This window comes from uncultured Microbacterium sp., from assembly GCF_945952435.1.
In the GTDB taxonomy this organism is placed as follows: domain Bacteria; phylum Actinomycetota; class Actinomycetes; order Actinomycetales; family Microbacteriaceae; genus Microbacterium.
On record NZ_CAMFHZ010000003.1, the window covers coordinates 162,438 to 177,614 of the forward strand.

A 15,177-nucleotide genomic window follows, 5' to 3' on the forward strand; every position below is an offset into this window, starting at 1 on the left:
CCCCGGGCGCGTCTGCCGCGGTCGCTCACGCCCGGACTCTGCGACGGAGCAGGTCGATCCGGGCCTGGAGTTGGGTGACGGTCGCCTGGGCCACCGCGGGCCCGCCGCACAGGCGCCGGAGCTCGGCATGCACGGCGCCGTGCGGCTCGCCCGTCTGCCGCGCGTAGACGCCCACGAGGCTGTTCAGCAGCTGCCGCTGTTCGCGCAGCGTGCGGTGCAGCGGCTCGGGAAGCGTCGTGGTCGTGGCGGGGACGGTCGCCTCCCGCGCCTCGCGCAGCTTTGACTGCCTGCTCTGCCGCTGCATGAGCAGTTCGTGCACGTGCTCGGGTTCGAGCAACCCGGGGATGCCGATGAACTCCTCCTCCTCGGGCGTGTTCGGTTCGGCGAGCTGACCGAACTCCTTCCCGTCGAAGACCACCCGATCGAAATGCGCGAGGGAGGAGATCGCCTGGTAGCTGAACTCCTGGGTGAGCGCATCGGACGCCTCGTCCTCGCGGTTCGCGCTCTCCAGCAGCGAGTCCTCGAGGCCGTCCTCGTCCTTCGAAGCACGGTCCAGCGCATGGTCCCGCTGCTTCTCGAGCTCGTTCGCGAGCTTCATCAGCACGGGGACGTTCGGCAGGAACACGCTCGCGGCCTCGCCACGACGCCGAGCCCGAACGAAACGGCCGATCGCCTGTGCGAAGAAGAGCGGCGTGGAGGACGAGGTCGCGTAGACGCCGACCGCGAGGCGCGGAACGTCGACGCCCTCGGACACCATGCGCACCGCGACCATCCACCGATCGTTCGAGGCGCTGAACCTCTCGATGCGCTCGGATGCGGTCGCATCGTCCGAGAGGACAACGGTCGGTCGCTGCCCGGTCAGGGCATGCAGGATCTTCGCGTACGCGCGGGCGACCGTCTGGTCCGTCGCGAGCACGAGTCCTCCCGCATCCGGCACATGGTGCCGGATCTCGGTCAGCCGACGGTCCGCCGCGGAAAGCACCGCCGGCATCCACTCGCCTTCGGGATCCAAGGCGGTGCGCCACGCCTGTGCGGTGACGTCCTTGGTGTTGTCCTGTCCGAGGTGGGCCTCCAGCTCGTCGCCCGCGCTGGTACGCCACCGCATCTTGCCGGCGTACATGTGGAACAGCACCGGCCGCACCACGCCGTCCTGAAGCGCCCGGCCGTAGCCGTACGCGTAGTCGGTGCTCGATACTCGCGCCCCGGACTCGTCGGGGAGGTACTCGACGAAAGGGATCGGAGCGGTGTCGCTGCGGAACGGCGTTCCGCTGAGCAGCAGGCGACGCTTCGCCGGCGCGTACGCGTCGCGGATCGCATCGCCCCAGCTCAGCGCATCGCCGCCGTGATGCACCTCGTCGAGGATGACGAGCGTGCGCGCGTCCTCCGTGAGATGCCGGTGCACGGACGACCTGGCCGCGACCTGCGCGTACGTCACCACCACCCCGTGATACTGCCGCGACGGAGCCCATTCGCTGTTCCGGAAGCGCGGATCCAGGCGGATGTGCACGCGCGCCGCGGCGTCGGCCCACTGCGTCTTGAGGTGCTCGGTCGGGGCGACGACGATGATCCGATCGACCTCGTGCGTGCGCAGAAGCTCGACCGCGAGGGTCAGCGCGAACGTGGTCTTGCCGGCGCCCGGAGTGGCCGCGACCAGGAAGTCGCGGCGGTGCTCCACCCGGAAGTACTCCTCGAGCGCCTCCCGCTGCCACGCCCTCAGCCGGTCCGCGGTTCCCCAGGGCGCGCGCTGAGGGAAGGACGGAGAGAGCATGGGATTCCACGATAGACGAGGCGGCAGACATCGCGCGCCCGCACGGACACCGGCATGCGTGGCCCGCCCGCGGTCACAGGGATCCCTGGGCTCCGGCCCAGACGATCCATGGCGTGTCGACTTAGCGTGAGCCGCGTATGGAGCGCTTCGGCGCGCGCCGAGACCGAAGGAGCACCGTGACCCGACGCACCCCCGCGCCCCCGCTCGCGCAACACAGCGGAGCGCACGACGCACGCCCGTGGGTGCGCCTCCTCCGCGTGATCGGCGTGTCCCTCGCGGTCGTGCTCGTCAGTGCGGTCGGCGTCGTCGGCTACGTGCTCACCGATCTGCACACCGCGGTGGCCCGCAACGCCGTGCGACTGGAAGGGGCACCGGCGACGGCCCCGGACATCGCCGCGTACAAGTCGGGATTCAATCTGCTCGTGACCGGGATCGATGCCTGCGAGCAGAAGTATGCGGCACTGTTCCCCGGTCGATGCGACGGCCCCGATGCGGACAGCGTCAACAACGACGTCACCATGCTCGTGCACGTGTCCAACGGCCCTCGTCGGATCACCGTGGTCAGCTTTCCCCGCGATCTGATCGCCCCGGTGCCGGAGTGCACCGCGAAGGACGGGTCGTACGTCTCGGCCCAGGACGGCGCGCAGATCAACACGACGTATCAGGAGGGTGGCCTCTCCTGCGTGGCGAAGACCGTGTCCGCCCTGTCCGGTCAGCAGATCGACTTCGCGGCCGCCGTGAACTTCGGCACGGTCATCGACATCACGAACGCGATCGGCGGCGTGCAGGTCTGCCTCGCGACGCCGCTCCAGGATCCCTACACCGGCCTGGATCTGAGCGCGGGCGAGCACACGATCCAGGGCATGCAGGCGCTGCAGTTCCTGCGCACCCGGCACGGACTCGTCTCCGGCAGCGATCTGGCGCGCATCGGCAATCAGCAGCAGTACCTGGCCAGCCTCGCCCGGCAGCTCACGAGCGGGCAGGTGCTGGGCAACGTCCCCGAGGTGCTGAAGATCGCCAACATCGCGCTCAGCAACCTGGAGGCCAGCACCACGCTGACCGATCCGATGACGATCGTGCAGCTCGCTCTGGCCGTGAAGGACGTGAAGCCTGCCGACATCACGTTCATCCAGTACCCGAACGTCACCGCCCCGGACAACCCGAACAGGGTGGTCCCCGACGACTCGGCGGCGGCGACGCTCTGGGCCGCGGTCGCCGCGAACCAGCCGGTGCAGATCACGCACCAGAACACGGAGGACGACGGGGTCACCGTGGAGCCGAGCGCTCCAACCGGGACGGCGACCGCCTCACCGGCGCCGTCGGCGGCGGCGACCGCCACACCCGCTCCCTCGGCCGTGCCGCTGTCGGAGAACGTCCGCGGAAGCACCGCGGCGCAGCAGACCTGCACGAACGGGGACACGTCCGGCTGAGCACGCGCCGGGCGAGCCGCGCGAGTATCGTCGGATCCGGCGTCCGGCCGATCGTGCGGACGCAGGGAGGAAGCACATGACCGGTCACGAGCCGCGCACCCCGTACGTCCCCAACGACAGTCCGCACCCCTGGCGCCGCTACGTCGCTCTGGGCGACTCCTTCACGGAGGGCATCGGGGACCCTGATCCGACGGCCCCCGGCGGCAACCGGGGCTGGGCCGACCGCGTCGCCGAGGTGCTCGGCGCGCAGAGCGAGGACTTCGCGTACGCGAACCTCGCGGTCCGGGGAAAGCTCATCGCGCAGATCGCGGACGGCCAGGTGGAGCCCGCGATCGCCCTGAACCCCGACCTGCTCACGCTCTGCGCGGGCGGGAACGACGTCATCCGCCCGGGGACGGATCCCGACGAGATCGCGATCCAGCTCGACGACATGGTGACGCGGCTGGCACGCACGGGCGCGGCGATCGTGCTCATCACCGGGATCGACACGAACTTCACCCCGGTGTTCCGCCCGTTCCGCGGCAAGGTCGCGATCTACAACGAGAACGTCCGAGCGATCGCGGAGCGCCACGACTGCATCGTCGCGGATCAGTGGGGGCTCAAGACGATTCAGGATCCGCGGTTCTTCGCCGACGACCGGCTGCACATGAACCCGCTCGGGCATCACGAGGTGGCACGGCTCGTCCTCGGAGCCCTCAACGTGCCGAACGAGTTGCAGGCGCTGCAGCCCGATCCGCTCCCCCAGCGCACCTGGCGGGCGGCGCGCAGCGAAGACCTCGTCTGGGCGAGGACGCACCTCGTGCCCTGGGTCCTGCGGCGCCTGCGCCACCAGTCCTCCGGTGACTCGATCGAGGCGAAGCGCCCCGAACCGCTGCCGATCGCCTTCCCCGAGGACTGACGCGGTTCCCGGTTCGGGCGCTTCCTACCGCTCCCGGTGCCCTGCGGGTTCGATCGGCCGCCGCCAGACCAGGACGACGACGACGGCGGCGAGGATCAGCGTGGTCACCGCGAACGGCACAGGCACCAGAGGGTCGATCAGCACGAGGAGAGCCGCGACCGGGACCACCGTGTTCACGATCCGGTCCGCGCGGGGACGGATCACGAGCAACCAGACGCCGAGGAGGAACACCGCGAGCGGAACGGTGAACGCGAACGAGGACCAGGGTGCGTGGAGCGTGCTGTGGTCGGTCAGCACGTCGATCTCCACCTCGATCCCCGCGGAGAAGGCGCCCGCCGCGGCGAACACGAAGTAGTGCCCGTACCCGTAGGCCAGAGAGTTCGCGAACGAGCCGATGGCGTGGTGGTGCGGGGCCCAGAAGTAGATCCACCACAGGGCGGCGGTCGAGACGAGCGCGAGCGCGGCGACGCCGATCAGCGGGCCGAGCTCGTCGATGCCGCGGAGGGCCTCGATGATCGCGTTCGCGGAGCCCAGCAGGCTCTCGCCGAGCAGGATGAGCGTGAACAGGCCGTAGCGCTCGGTGATGTGATGCGGATGCCACGGTGTGGATCCGATGCGCTCGGCGACCAGCGGGACGGCGAGCTCGGCCGCGATGAGCACGACGAGCGCGACGGAGAACCACTCCCGGGGCAGCAGCAACGAGGCGAGCCAGAGCACCTGGACGAGGGCGATCCCACCGGCGTAGATCAGCGCCGCCCTGCCGGACGGACCCGGAGTGCGGGACGCCCGCAGCCACTGCGCCACCATCCCGAGGCGCATCACGACGTACGCGATGATGAGGACCGTGAAGTCGTGGTCCTCGAAGGCGGGACCGATGCCCGAGGCGAGAACGAGCACGCCGCCCATCTGCACGATCGTCAGCACGCGGTAGAACCAGTCGTCGGTGTCGAACGACGTGGCGAACCACGTGAAGTTCATCCACGCCCACCAGATGCCGAAGAAGACGATCGCATAGTTGAGGATGCCGTCCGCGACGTGCCCCGCGGTGAGTTCGTGGTGCAGCTCCGCCGAGGCGATACTGACCGCGACGACGAACACGAGGTCGAAGAACAGCTCCAGCGTGGAAGCCGTGCGCCCGCCCTCGTGCGGGTCCCGGGGGCGCATGGGAACGAGTCGGAAGCGGTTCTCACGGGTCATGCCGTGATCCTCTCTGCGCGTCGGCCGGGCGGGGTCGCCGTGGGCCCTTGCGCCCCATCTTCCCCGGTGCGGTCATTCTTCACCGGGACGCCGCGTCGCGTAGAACGCGACCGCGGCCGCGGCGGCGACGTTCAGCGAGTCCACCTCTCCCGTCATCGGGATGACGACCCGGCGATCGAGCAGGCGGTCGGTGCACGGCGTGATCCCGTCGCCCTCGGTGCCGAACACGAGGGCCAGACGCGCGGGGCTTTCCGCGACCAGCGCGTCGAGGGGGATCGCGGACTCCCCCAGCGTCATCCCCGCGACCACGTAGCCCGCGTCGTGCAGCTCGTCGATGCCGTCGGGCCACCGCGCGAACCGCGCCCAGGGCACCTGGAAAACGGTCCCCATCGAGACCCGCACCGCGCGCCGGTACAGGGGATCCGCGCAATCCGGCGACAGCAGCACCGCCCGCACCCCGAGCGCGGCGGCGCAGCGGAACACGGCTCCCACGTTCGCGTGGTCGGTCAGGCTCTCCAGCACGGCGATCCGCGGCGACGCGCTCTGCGCCTCCGCCTCGCGGAGAAGCCGATCCACGGTCGGCAACCGCGGTCGGTGCATCGCCGCGAGCGCCCCGCGGTGCACCGGATACCCGGCGACGGCCTCGACGAGGGTGTCGGCCGCGATGTAGACCGGGGTCTCGTCGTCGTCGTGGAGCAGCTCGCGGACGGCGGGCAACCAGCGCTCCTGGGTCAGCACCGAGCGCGGGAGATGGCCGGCGCGCAGCGCACGTTCGATGACCTTGAAGGACTCCGCCATGTACCGTCCGCCCTCGACGTCGTCGCGCGTGCGCCCGGCCGTGTCGGTGAGCGAGCGATAGTCGTCCAGGCGGGGATCGGAGGAGTCGTCGATGCGGATCTCGATCACCTCTGCAGTCTTCCAGGACCCTCCGGCTCCCGGCGGACGTCCCGCCGCGCGCCCGTAGACTTGGACGCAGGGAGGTCCGGTGCACACGATCACGCCGACGCTGACGGCTCAGCTGGCTGAGGCCGCCCGAGCGCTGGCGGGGCGACGGATCGCCTTCCTCACCGGCGCGGGGCTGTCGACGGACTCCGGGATCCCCGCCTACCGCGGCGCCGGATCCACGCCGCGTCGTGCGCCCATGACCGGGCAGGAGTTCCTCGGGTCAGCGGCGGCGCAGCGCCGTTACTGGCTCGGCGCGCATCTCGGCTGGCGGTCGATGCGCCAGAGCGTCCCGAACGCAGGGCACCGCGCGATCGCGACGCTGGAGCGCGAGGGTCGCGGGGCGGGCGTCATCACGCAGAACGTCGACGGACTGCACCTCGCCGCCGGATCCGAGCGCGTCGTCGAGCTGCACGGCACGCTCCACACGGTGTTCTGCCTGCGCTGCGGGCAGCGCTTCTCCCGCGACGCCGTCGCCGCGCAGATCGAGGCGCGCAACCCCTGGGTGGATGTGCCGGACGAGATCCTGCTCGGCCCCGATGGCGATGTGAGACCCGAGACGACCGATGGCTTCGTCCTGCCGACCTGCACCGTCTGCGGGGGCGCCGTGAAACCGGACGTCGTCTTCTTCGGCGAATACGTCCCGCGCCCGCGCTTCGCCGATGCCGAAGCCCTCATGCGCTCCGCGGAGGCGCTCGTCGTCGCCGGGTCCTCGCTCGTCGTCAACTCCGGGATCCGGATCATCGAGCGCGCCCGTCGCCGGGATCTCCCCCTCGTCATCGTCAACCTCGAGCCGACGCGCGCGGATACGTGGGCCACCGCGATCGTCGCCGCTTCCACGAGCGTCGTGCTCCCCGCCCTCCTGGAGTTGCTGCCATGACCCTGCTCACCCTCGTCCGACACGGCGAGACGGATTGGAACCGGCAGGGCCGGCTGCAGGGATCCACGGACATCCCGCTCAACGAGACGGGGCGGGAGCAGGCGCGCGCCGCGGCCGCATCGCTGCACGGTGCGTCGTTCGACGTGGTCTACACGAGCCCGTTGGGGCGCGCCCGGGAGACCGCGGAGATCATCGCGCACGCGCACGGGCTTGCGTCCCCCCTCATCGCGACGGGCATGCGAGAACGCGGATACGGGGACGGCGAAGGTATGTCATGGGAGGAATACGCCCGGCGCTATCGTGCCGCCGGTCACGACGCTCCGAACGCGGAGACCGCCGAGCAGCTCCTGGCACGCAGCCTCGCCTCCCTACGTCGCATCGATCTCGCGGCCCGGCGCCGCTCGGCGCCCCGGCCGGAGTCCGTTCTCGTCGCGACGCACGGGGGTGTGATCCGTGCTCTCCTCGAACATGCCTCCGCGGGCACGCTTCCGGACCCTGGCCAGCGGATCGGCAACGCTTCCCTGCATCGCTTCGTCATGGACGGCGGCGGTCTGCGGCTCATCGACGCCGCCACCGTCTGACCCTGCCGAAGCCGGGACCGCCCGGGCTGACGAGGTGCCGGACGTAGACTGGAACGCCAAGCGATACCGAGGAGAACCGTGATTCCTGCCCCCGTTCCGGCCTGGCGGATGTGGACGATCTGGACGGTGGGAGTCGCCGCGTACGTGCTCTCGATCACGAATCGCACGTCGCTGTCGGCCGTCGGAGTGGACGCCGCCCATCTGTTCCAGGCCGACGCCTCGACGCTCTCGCTCTTCGCCGTGCTGCAGCTGGCCGTCTACGGCCTGATGCAGATTCCGGTGGGCGTTCTGCTGGACCGCTACGGCTCCCGCCCGATCATGGTCGCCGGGATGGTCCTCATGGCCGCCGGGCAGCTCGTGATGGCCTTCGCACCGAACGTCGGCGTCGCGATCGTGGCGCGCATGCTGCTCGGCGCGGGCGATGCGGCGATCTTCCCGGGCGTGCTGCGCCTCGTCGCGGTGTGGTTCCCGGCGCAGCGCGGTCCGCTCATGGCGCAGCTCACCGGGATCGTGGGGCAGATGGGACAGCTCGTCGCGCTCCTGCCCTTCCCCGTGCTCCTGCACTCCACGACGTGGTCCGTCGCGTTCGGCAGTCTCGCCGGGCTCGGCATGCTGTTCTCGGTCATCGTGTTCGCGCTCATCCGCAACCGCCCGCCGGAGCAGGCGGAGGACGTCTCGGTCGACACGGACACCGGCGCGATCCGCGTCGTCACCTCGCAAGCCGACCTGCGCGTCTCGCTGCGCGAGGCGCTGGCTCAGCCGGGCACGCGCCTCGGCTTCTGGACCCATTTCACGACGCCGTTCGCGGGCACGGCATTCATGATGCTCTGGGGCATCCCGTTCCTCACCGTCGGCGAGGGCCTGTCCACGGGCACGGCCGCGCTCGTGACGACGGTCTTCGTGATCTGCGGCGTCGTCTTCGGCCCGCTCATGGGCGCGCTCTCCGCGCGACGTCCCACGAGCAGGTCCCTGATGCTCGTGCTTCCCACGGTCGCCCTGCAGCTGATCGTCTGGCTCGGGGTGATCCTCTGGCCAGGACCCGCGCCGCTCTGGCTGCTCCTCCTGCTCGCCGTCGCGCTCGCCTCCGGCGGGCCTGCGTCGATGATCGCGTTCGACCACGCCCGCACGCACAATCCGCAGCATCGGCTCTCCACCGCGACCGGGGTGGTCAACGGCGGCGGCTTCCTCGCGGGGCTGATCGCGATCTTCCTCATCGGGCTCGCGCTCGACCTGCAGGGAGCGGGCACGCCGGACACCTACCGCCTCGACGCGTTCCGCTGGGCGTTCCTGACCCAGGTCCCGCTCTGGGTCGTCGGCAGCGCCTTCATCGTGCGGGAACGGCGTTTGACCCGGCGGGTCCTCGGTCTCGACCGCGGGCCGCGGCGCCGCGGCGCCCCGACCCGCTGATCCGGCCGTCGGCGGGGCGTTCAGGCCAGCAACATCGCCCGGCCGGGGTCCTGAAGGACGTCGGCGACGGTCTTCAGGAACTGCGCACCCTCCGCGCCGTCGACGATCCGGTGGTCGAAGGAGAGACTGAGCGTCATGACGTCGCGCAGGGCGATCGTCGCGCGATACTCCCAGGGCTGGCGCCGCACGGCACCCAGAGCGAGAATCCCGGTCTGTCCCGGGGGCAGGATCGGCGTGCCTGCGTCGATGCCGAACACGCCGATGTTGGTGAGCGAGAACGTCCCTCCTGCGAGGTCGGCGGGAGGGGTCTTGCCGCTGCGGGCGGTGCGGGTCAGTGCGGCGATCGCCTCGGCGAGCTCGCCGAGGGGCAGCCGCTCGGCGTCGCGGATGACCGGCACGATGAGACCGCGGTCTGTCGCCGCCGCGATGCCCAGGTCCACGAAGTGCTGCTGCACGATCTCGCCGGCCGCACCGTCCCAGCGCGCGTTGAGGCCGGGGTGCTGGGCCAGCGCGAGGCACACGGCCTTGGCCACCACCGTGAGCACGCCGATCCGCGGAGCGTCGGCGGGAGCCGTCGCCCGCAGGGAGGCGATGAGCTCGCTGGTCGCCGTGACGTCGACCGTGTGGAACGTCGTCACGTGCGGCGCGGTGAACGCGCTCTGCACCATCGCCTCTGCCGTGTGCTTGCGGACGCCCCGGATCGGGATCCGCGTCGTCCGCCGCTCGCCCACCCCGCCCTCGCGCGTCGGGAAGCCCGTCGCGGTCGGGAAGCCCGTCGCGGTCGGGACGCCCTCGACGCGATCCCCCGCACGCTCCGAGAGCCGTTCGCGGTACGCCTCGACATCGCTGCGCACGATGACACGATCGCCGAGCTCGGCGGCGACGAGCGCGAGGTCCACGCCCAGACGCTTCGCATAGGCGCGCACGGGCGGCGTCGAGCGGGGACGCTCGCCCCGGTGCGGAGGGGCCGGCGTCTCCGCGATCGCGTCGTGGGGCGCGGCGACCCGCACCTCGGCGTCGGGCGCCGCGACCGTCGTCGCACCGCCCCGACGCGCCCGGCGCTGCGGTCGGCCGGTGCGGGCGGCGGCGCCGTAGCCCACGAGGTTCGGCCCCGTGCCCTCCTCGGCGGCCTCGGCCTGTGCCGCCCCGTGCGCATCCCGGGCGGGCGCGGCCCCTTCCTCGCCCTCGAGCTCGAAGGCGACGAGCGGGGACCCGACCGGCACGACCTCCCCCGCCGCGGCGTGCAACGACGAGATCACGCCGGCGTGCGGCGAGGGCAGCTCGACGATGGCCTTCGCGGTCTCGACCTCGGCCAGGGTCTGGTTGAGCGTGACCGTGTCCCCCTCGGCGACCAGCCACTGCACGATCTCCGCCTCGGTGAGGCCCTCGCCGAGATCGGGGAGGCGAAACTCCTGCTTCATCGGTCGGCCCCTTCCAGGAGCTGTGCATCATCGAGCACGCGATCCACCGCGTCCAGGATCCTGTCGAGATCGGGCAGGTGGAACTTCTCCAGCTTCGCCGGCGGATACGGGATGTCGTGACCGGTCACGCGCAGCGGGGCGGCCTCGAGCCACGTGAAGCACTTCTCGGTGATGCTCGCGATGACCTCGGCCGCGACGCCGGCCTCCCTGGCGGCCTCGTGCACGACGACCACGCGTCCCGTGCGCCGCACCGAGGCGCACACGGTGCCGTAGTCGACGGGCGAGAGCGAACGCAGGTCGACGACCTCGAGCGATCGCCCCTCCTCCGCCGCGGCCTCCGCCGCGTCCAGGGCCGTCCGCACCATCGCCCCGTACGTGACGATCGTCGCATCGGTACCCTCGCGGACCACGGTCGCCAGCCCCATCGGAGCGGTGTCGGCGAGAGGCGTCTCTAGATCCACCTCGCCCTTCGCGTGGTACAGGCGCTTGGGCTCGAAGAAGATCACGGGGTCGTTGCTCGCGATCGCCTGACGCAGGCAGGCATAGGCATCCTGCGGATTCGAGACGGCGATCACGCGGAGGCCCGCCGTGTGCACGAAGTAGGCCTCGGGCGACTCGGAGTGGTGCTCGGCCGCACCGATCCCGCCGGCCCACGGGATGCGGATCGTGATCGGCATGGGCACCGTGCCTTGCGTGCGGTAGTGCAGCTTCGCGACCTGCGAGACGATCTGGTCGAACGCGGGGTAGACGAAGCCGTCGAACTGGATCTCGACGACAGGCCGGTACCCGCGCATCGCGAGGCCGACAGCCGTTCCCACGATCCCCGACTCGGCCAGAGGGGTGTCGATCACCCGTTCGGCGCCGAACTCGTCGAGCAGGCCGTCCGTGATCCGGAACACGCCGCCGAGCTTGCCGATGTCCTCCCCGAGGAGAACCACCTTCGGGTCGTCCTGGAGCGACTGCCTCAGGGCGGCACCGAGCGCCTTGCCCATCGTCATCTGCGTCATCTCACACCTCCGCGAGGGTCGCGAGGTAGCGCTCGTAGTCCCGACGCTCCTCGGCGAGTCCCGTGTGCGGCTCGGCGTACACGCCGTCGAAGACCGCGAGGGGCGCCCGCGTGGTCATGGAAAGGCATGCCGCCCTCATGCTCATGGCGGCCTCGTCCGCCTCCGCCGCGTGCATCGCGGCGACCTCGTCGGTCAGCACGCCCTCCGCACGCAGCAGAGTCTGCAGTCGCGCGATCGGGTCCTTGCCGCGCCAGTACTCCAGCTCCGCCGGATCGCGGTAGCGGGTGGGGTCGTCGGCTGTCGTGTGCGGGCCCATCCGGTAGGTGACGAGCTCCAGGAACGCCGGCGAACCCTGCCGCGCCTGCTCGGCCGCCCAGCGCGTGGCGGCGAGACAGGCGAGGACGTCGTTGCCGTCCACGCGCAGGCTCGGGATGCCGAAGCCGGGGGCACGGCCCGCGATCGGGTGCTGCGACTGCACCGCCACCGGCTCGGAGATCGCCCAGTGGTTGTTCTGGCAGATGAACACGACCGGTGCGCGGTACGAGGCGGCGAAGACCATCGCCTCGCTCACGTCGCCCTGGCTGCTGGCGCCGTCGCCGAAGTACGTCACCGCCACCTGGTCGGAGGCGTCGTGCAGGATCCCGAGCGCGTATCCGACGGCGTGCAGCGTCTGGGCGCCGATGATGATCTGCAGCGGTGCCATGTGCAGGACGGCCGGGTCGTAGGCCGCGCCCTCCTCGCCCCGCCACATCCGGACGTAGTCGCCCGGGTTCGCGCCGCGGGCGAGCATGACGCCCGTCTCCCGGTAACTGGGGAAGACGACGTCGTCGTCGTGCAGGCCTCTCGCCGATCCGATCTGGGCCGCCTCCTGCCCCTGGCAGGGCGCCCAGAGCCCGAGCTGCCCCTGGCGCTGCAGCGCCACTCCTTCGGCGTCGATGCGGCGCAGGACGACCATGTCGCGGAGGAGGCCGAGGAGTTCCTCGTTCGTGACGTCCGCGACGTAGCGGGCGAGGCGGGGGTCGTCGCTGCGACGTCCCTGCGCATCGATCATGTGCGCGGGCTCGTCCAGACCGCCGGCCGGGATCGTGATGGGATCAACATGGGTAGACATCGTCGTCCTCCTCTGGGACCGTCGCCTTCGTGGGGCGCGCTCCGGGGCATCTTCGCTTGATCCTGAGCGTACGTCCGCTCAACACCTCGCTCAAGCATTCGACAAGCGCTTGAGCATGTTGCCAAAGAAGGTCCCCCGAACGACTGCTAGCCTTTGGCAACATGTCAGCCCTCGACCGCACCGACCTCGACATCCTGGAGATGCTCTCCGCCGATCCGCGCACGACCGTCGTCGCGCTCGCCGAGAAACTGCGGCTGTCCCGCAACACGATCCAGGCACGGATGGCCCGTCTGGAGCAGACGGGCGTGTTCCTCCCCTACGAGCGCGCCTTCTCCCCCGCCGTGCTGGGGTTCCCTCTCCAGGCCTTCGTCAGCATCGGCGTGCGGCAGACGGAACTGCCGCGGATCATCGGCGAGCTCGCCCGCGTCCCCGAGGTCGTGCAGGCGCACGGGCTCAGCGGATCCGTCGACATCCTCGCCCGCGTCGCCTGTCGGGACGCCCGGCACCTCTTCGACACCGACGCGAGGATCCTGTCCATCGACGGCGTCGAGCGGACGGAGACGTCCCTCGCGATGGGCGAGGTCATCCCGTTCCGCGTCGGCGGCCTCATGGGGCTGGCGCGTCGAGAGGCCGGAGGAACCGCCTGATCGCGCCGGCGGCCTCGGCCGGCGCCTCGTAGTGGATGAGATGCCCCACGTGTGCGATCTCGACGAGCTCCGCATCCGGGAAGAGCGTGACGAGGCGGCGTTCGGCCTCGATCGGCGTGATGTCGTCGCGCTGCGCCGCGACGAGCAGCGTGGGAACCGAGATCCGCGCGGCGAACTCGCTCACGTCGTGCGACACGCTCGTCACGAAGGCGTCGCGCAGCGTGTCCCGGTCGGAGAAGAGCGAGAAGTACGCATCGTGCTGATCGTGCACGAAACGCCGCACGTGCGGATCCGAGGTCTTCGCCATCGCGACGCTCATCGTGCGCACGATCAGCGGATGCCGCAGCAGAGCCGTGCCCGCCGATTCCGGCAGTCGGGCGCCGAGCGCGTAGTAGAGGATCGCGAGGCGGGTGAGAACGGCCTTGGGCCCCTCCAGCGCGGGCGCGCCGATCGGGTTGACGAGGACGAGGCGCGGCGTCCGCAACCCCTGCGCGACGGCCGCGGAGGCCACGATCGATCCGAAGGAGTGGCCCAGGATGACGGCGCCCGGCGCGACCGCGTCGGCGAACGCGGTGAGCCATTCCGCGTAGGCCGCGAGGTCGTGCGGCCGATCCGGCAGCGGTCCTGTCTCGCCGAATCCGGGGAGGTCCGGCATGACGACGCGCACTCCGGGAAGGTACGCGACGACCGGCTCCAGGCCGTGATGGTCGCCGCGGAACCCATGCACCGCGATCATCGTGATCGCGGCATCAGCCGGACCGTACACCCAGTACGCGGTCGTCCCGCCCAGGATCCGCACGTCTCGCCGCTGCACCGGGATCGTCTCCAGGCGCGCGGCGTAGGGCGAGGGCACGGGCATTCCTCGAGTCTAGAGGCGCGCCGGCACCTCGCTCCGCGAAGAGGCCCGCGCGCCGACCGGTCGATGTCGGTGCCACCGCATACCGTGTCGGCATGACCTCCTCCCCCGAACTGCCGTCGTGGCTGACCCGCGTCGGCGTCTTCGACCTGGAGACCACAGGGATCGACGTCGCCCGTGACCGGATCGTCACCGCGCACGTCGGCGTTCTCGACCACCACGGCGCGGAGATCGCCGCGCGGACCTGGCTCGCCGACCCGGGCATCCCCATCCCCGCGGCGGCGACCGCGATCCACGGGATCACGTCGGAGCGCGCGCGCAGGAACGGAGCCCCCGCCGCGCAGGTCGTGGCCGGCGTCGTCACCGCGTTGCGCGCGCTGCTCGGTCAGGGCGTGCCGGTCGTCGCCTACAACGCCGCCTTCGACTTCTCCCTCCTGGCGCACGAGGCACGACGGCACGGCATCGGAGAACTGCAGGATCCGTCGCCTGTGATCGACCCGCTCGTCATCGACAAGGCGTACGACCGGTATCGGCCGGGCAAGCGCACGCTCGAGATCGTGGCCGCGCACTACCGGGTCGACCTGCAGGGCGCGCACGACGCGTCGGCCGACGCCGTGGCGGCCGGGCGCGTCGCCCAGGCCCTCTCGCGACGCTTCCCCCTGCCCGCCAGCGCCGGCGAACTGCACACGCGCCAGATCGGATGGGCCAGGACACAGGCCGCGAGTCTCACGGAGTACTTCGTCCGCACGGGACGGATCGATCCGGAGGAGCGGCTGGACGGCCGCTGGCCCGTCCGCGTCGGCGATCCGAGCGAGCGGGCCGGGGAGCCTGCGTCGGAACGGCGCTGACCGCGGATCCGCTCCGCAGAGATGACGCTCTGCAGAGATCCGCGCCGCAGGAACCACGTGCCGCAGAAACGACGAAGGGCCCCGCCGGAGCGGGACCCTTCGATCGGCTGCTTACTTGGAGCCGAAGTTCTTGAAGCGCTGGTTGAACTTCTCGACGCGGCCGGCCGAGTCCATGATGCGCTGC

At 71.0% G+C, this 15,177-nt stretch carries 14 protein-coding genes and 1 pseudogene; 7 read left to right on the forward strand and 8 right to left on the reverse strand.

All coding sequences use genetic code 11. From position 1 onward, the window contains the following. Positions 1 to 25: 25 nt before the first annotated feature. Positions 26 to 1,768: a DEAD/DEAH box helicase gene (locus tag Q0P88_RS02580; RefSeq protein WP_295010749.1), complete on the reverse strand. Its 1,743-nt coding sequence runs from the start codon at positions 1,766 to 1,768 to the stop codon at positions 26 to 28. A gap of 176 nt (positions 1,769 to 1,944) precedes the next feature. Here Q0P88_RS02580 and Q0P88_RS02585 point away from each other — a divergent pair, with 176 nt between their 5' ends. Both Q0P88_RS02585 and Q0P88_RS02590 read left to right on the forward strand, forming a co-directional pair. Beyond that, a complete protein-coding gene (locus tag Q0P88_RS02585; protein WP_295010751.1) occupies positions 1,945 to 3,198 on the forward strand; it encodes an LCP family protein in 1,254 nt (417 codons plus the stop codon). Positions 3,199 to 3,274: 76 nt separating this feature from the next. Next, positions 3,275 to 4,096: an SGNH/GDSL hydrolase family protein gene (locus Q0P88_RS02590; protein WP_295010753.1), complete on the forward strand. Its 822-nt coding sequence runs from the start codon at positions 3,275 to 3,277 to the stop codon at positions 4,094 to 4,096. Between the two features lie 24 nt (positions 4,097 to 4,120). On the opposite strand, the gene Q0P88_RS02595 is transcribed toward Q0P88_RS02590, so the two are convergent. After that, positions 4,121 to 5,293, reverse strand: coding sequence for a low temperature requirement protein A (locus Q0P88_RS02595; RefSeq protein ID WP_295010755.1), 1,173 nt, complete (start codon positions 5,291 to 5,293; stop codon positions 4,121 to 4,123). 72 nt (positions 5,294 to 5,365) lie between these two features. Then, complete coding sequence (locus Q0P88_RS02600) at positions 5,366 to 6,199, reverse strand: RNA methyltransferase (RefSeq protein WP_295010757.1); 834 nt, start codon at positions 6,197 to 6,199, stop codon at positions 5,366 to 5,368. A gap of 79 nt (positions 6,200 to 6,278) precedes the next feature. Between Q0P88_RS02600 and Q0P88_RS02605 the strand changes: the two genes are divergently transcribed. The 3 genes from Q0P88_RS02605 to Q0P88_RS02615 all read left to right on the forward strand — a co-directional run bounded on the left by Q0P88_RS02605 (position 6,279) and on the right by Q0P88_RS02615 (position 9,103). Beyond that, positions 6,279 to 7,115, forward strand: a complete 837-nt coding sequence (locus Q0P88_RS02605) for a Sir2 family NAD-dependent protein deacetylase (protein ID WP_295010758.1) — start codon at positions 6,279 to 6,281, stop codon at positions 7,113 to 7,115. Then, complete coding sequence (locus Q0P88_RS02610; protein WP_295010760.1) at positions 7,112 to 7,696, forward strand: histidine phosphatase family protein; 585 nt, start codon at positions 7,112 to 7,114, stop codon at positions 7,694 to 7,696. Before Q0P88_RS02605 ends, Q0P88_RS02610 begins: the two co-directional genes overlap by 4 nt. 108 nt (positions 7,697 to 7,804) lie before the next feature. Then, positions 7,805 to 9,103: a nitrate/nitrite transporter gene (locus tag Q0P88_RS02615; protein ID WP_295010791.1), complete on the forward strand. Its 1,299-nt coding sequence runs from the start codon at positions 7,805 to 7,807 to the stop codon at positions 9,101 to 9,103. Positions 9,104 to 9,123: 20 nt separating this feature from the next. Here the strand turns inward: Q0P88_RS02615 and Q0P88_RS02620 are convergent, their stop codons facing one another. The 3 genes from Q0P88_RS02620 to Q0P88_RS02630 are packed head-to-tail and all read right to left on the reverse strand — an operon-like array spanning position 9,124 to position 12,642. Continuing rightward, positions 9,124 to 10,524, reverse strand: coding sequence for a dihydrolipoamide acetyltransferase family protein (locus Q0P88_RS02620; protein ID WP_295010762.1), 1,401 nt, complete (start codon positions 10,522 to 10,524; stop codon positions 9,124 to 9,126). Next, positions 10,521 to 11,531 (reverse strand): alpha-ketoacid dehydrogenase subunit beta, encoded by a 1,011-nt coding sequence (locus Q0P88_RS02625; protein ID WP_295010764.1) that lies wholly within the window; start codon positions 11,529 to 11,531, stop codon positions 10,521 to 10,523. The genes Q0P88_RS02620 and Q0P88_RS02625 overlap by 4 nt, the downstream gene beginning before the upstream one ends. A gap of 1 nt (position 11,532) precedes the next feature. Further along, positions 11,533 to 12,642, reverse strand: a complete 1,110-nt coding sequence (locus tag Q0P88_RS02630; RefSeq protein ID WP_295010766.1) for a thiamine pyrophosphate-dependent enzyme — start codon at positions 12,640 to 12,642, stop codon at positions 11,533 to 11,535. 161 nt (positions 12,643 to 12,803) lie between these two features. Between Q0P88_RS02630 and Q0P88_RS02635 the strand changes: the two genes are divergently transcribed. Continuing rightward, entirely contained in the window at positions 12,804 to 13,289 is a 486-nt protein-coding gene (locus tag Q0P88_RS02635) for an Lrp/AsnC family transcriptional regulator (RefSeq protein WP_295010768.1), read from the forward strand. Here Q0P88_RS02635 and Q0P88_RS02640 read toward each other — a convergent pair. After that, positions 13,249 to 14,148 carry an alpha/beta fold hydrolase gene (locus Q0P88_RS02640; RefSeq protein ID WP_295010770.1) on the reverse strand — a complete coding sequence of 300 codons (900 nt, stop codon included), beginning with the start codon at positions 14,146 to 14,148 and terminating at the stop codon, positions 13,249 to 13,251. The genes Q0P88_RS02635 and Q0P88_RS02640 overlap by 41 nt on opposite strands. Before the next feature lie 92 nt (positions 14,149 to 14,240). Between Q0P88_RS02640 and Q0P88_RS02645 the strand changes: the two genes are divergently transcribed. Then, positions 14,241 to 14,993 carry a 3'-5' exonuclease gene (locus Q0P88_RS02645; RefSeq protein WP_295010772.1) on the forward strand — a complete coding sequence of 251 codons (753 nt, stop codon included), beginning with the start codon at positions 14,241 to 14,243 and terminating at the stop codon, positions 14,991 to 14,993. Positions 14,994 to 15,104: 111 nt separating this feature from the next. On the opposite strand, the pseudogene Q0P88_RS02650 reads toward Q0P88_RS02645, so the two are convergent. Continuing rightward, a pseudogene (locus Q0P88_RS02650) lies at positions 15,105 to 15,177 on the reverse strand (50S ribosomal protein L31); the annotation flags it as partial.

Coding starts and splice junctions, on each gene's coding strand:
- Q0P88_RS02580 (WP_295010749.1), bottom strand. CDS start 1,768: ATGCTCTCTCCGTCCTTCCCTCAGCGCGCGCCCTGGGGAACCGCGGAC.
- Q0P88_RS02590 (WP_295010753.1), top strand. CDS start 3,275: ATGACCGGTCACGAGCCGCGCACCCCGTACGTCCCCAACGACAGTCCG.
- Q0P88_RS02595 (WP_295010755.1), bottom strand. CDS start 5,293: ATGACCCGTGAGAACCGCTTCCGACTCGTTCCCATGCGCCCCCGGGAC.
- Q0P88_RS02610 (WP_295010760.1), top strand. CDS start 7,112: ATGACCCTGCTCACCCTCGTCCGACACGGCGAGACGGATTGGAACCGG.
- Q0P88_RS02615 (WP_295010791.1), top strand. CDS start 7,805: ATGTGGACGATCTGGACGGTGGGAGTCGCCGCGTACGTGCTCTCGATC.
- Q0P88_RS02620 (WP_295010762.1), bottom strand. CDS start 10,524: ATGAAGCAGGAGTTTCGCCTCCCCGATCTCGGCGAGGGCCTCACCGAG.
- Q0P88_RS02625 (WP_295010764.1), bottom strand. CDS start 11,531: ATGACGCAGATGACGATGGGCAAGGCGCTCGGTGCCGCCCTGAGGCAG.
- Q0P88_RS02630 (WP_295010766.1), bottom strand. CDS start 12,642: ATGTCTACCCATGTTGATCCCATCACGATCCCGGCCGGCGGTCTGGAC.
- Q0P88_RS02635 (WP_295010768.1), top strand. CDS start 12,804: ATGTCAGCCCTCGACCGCACCGACCTCGACATCCTGGAGATGCTCTCC.
- Q0P88_RS02640 (WP_295010770.1), bottom strand. CDS start 14,148: ATGCCCGTGCCCTCGCCCTACGCCGCGCGCCTGGAGACGATCCCGGTG.
- Q0P88_RS02645 (WP_295010772.1), top strand. CDS start 14,241: ATGACCTCCTCCCCCGAACTGCCGTCGTGGCTGACCCGCGTCGGCGTC.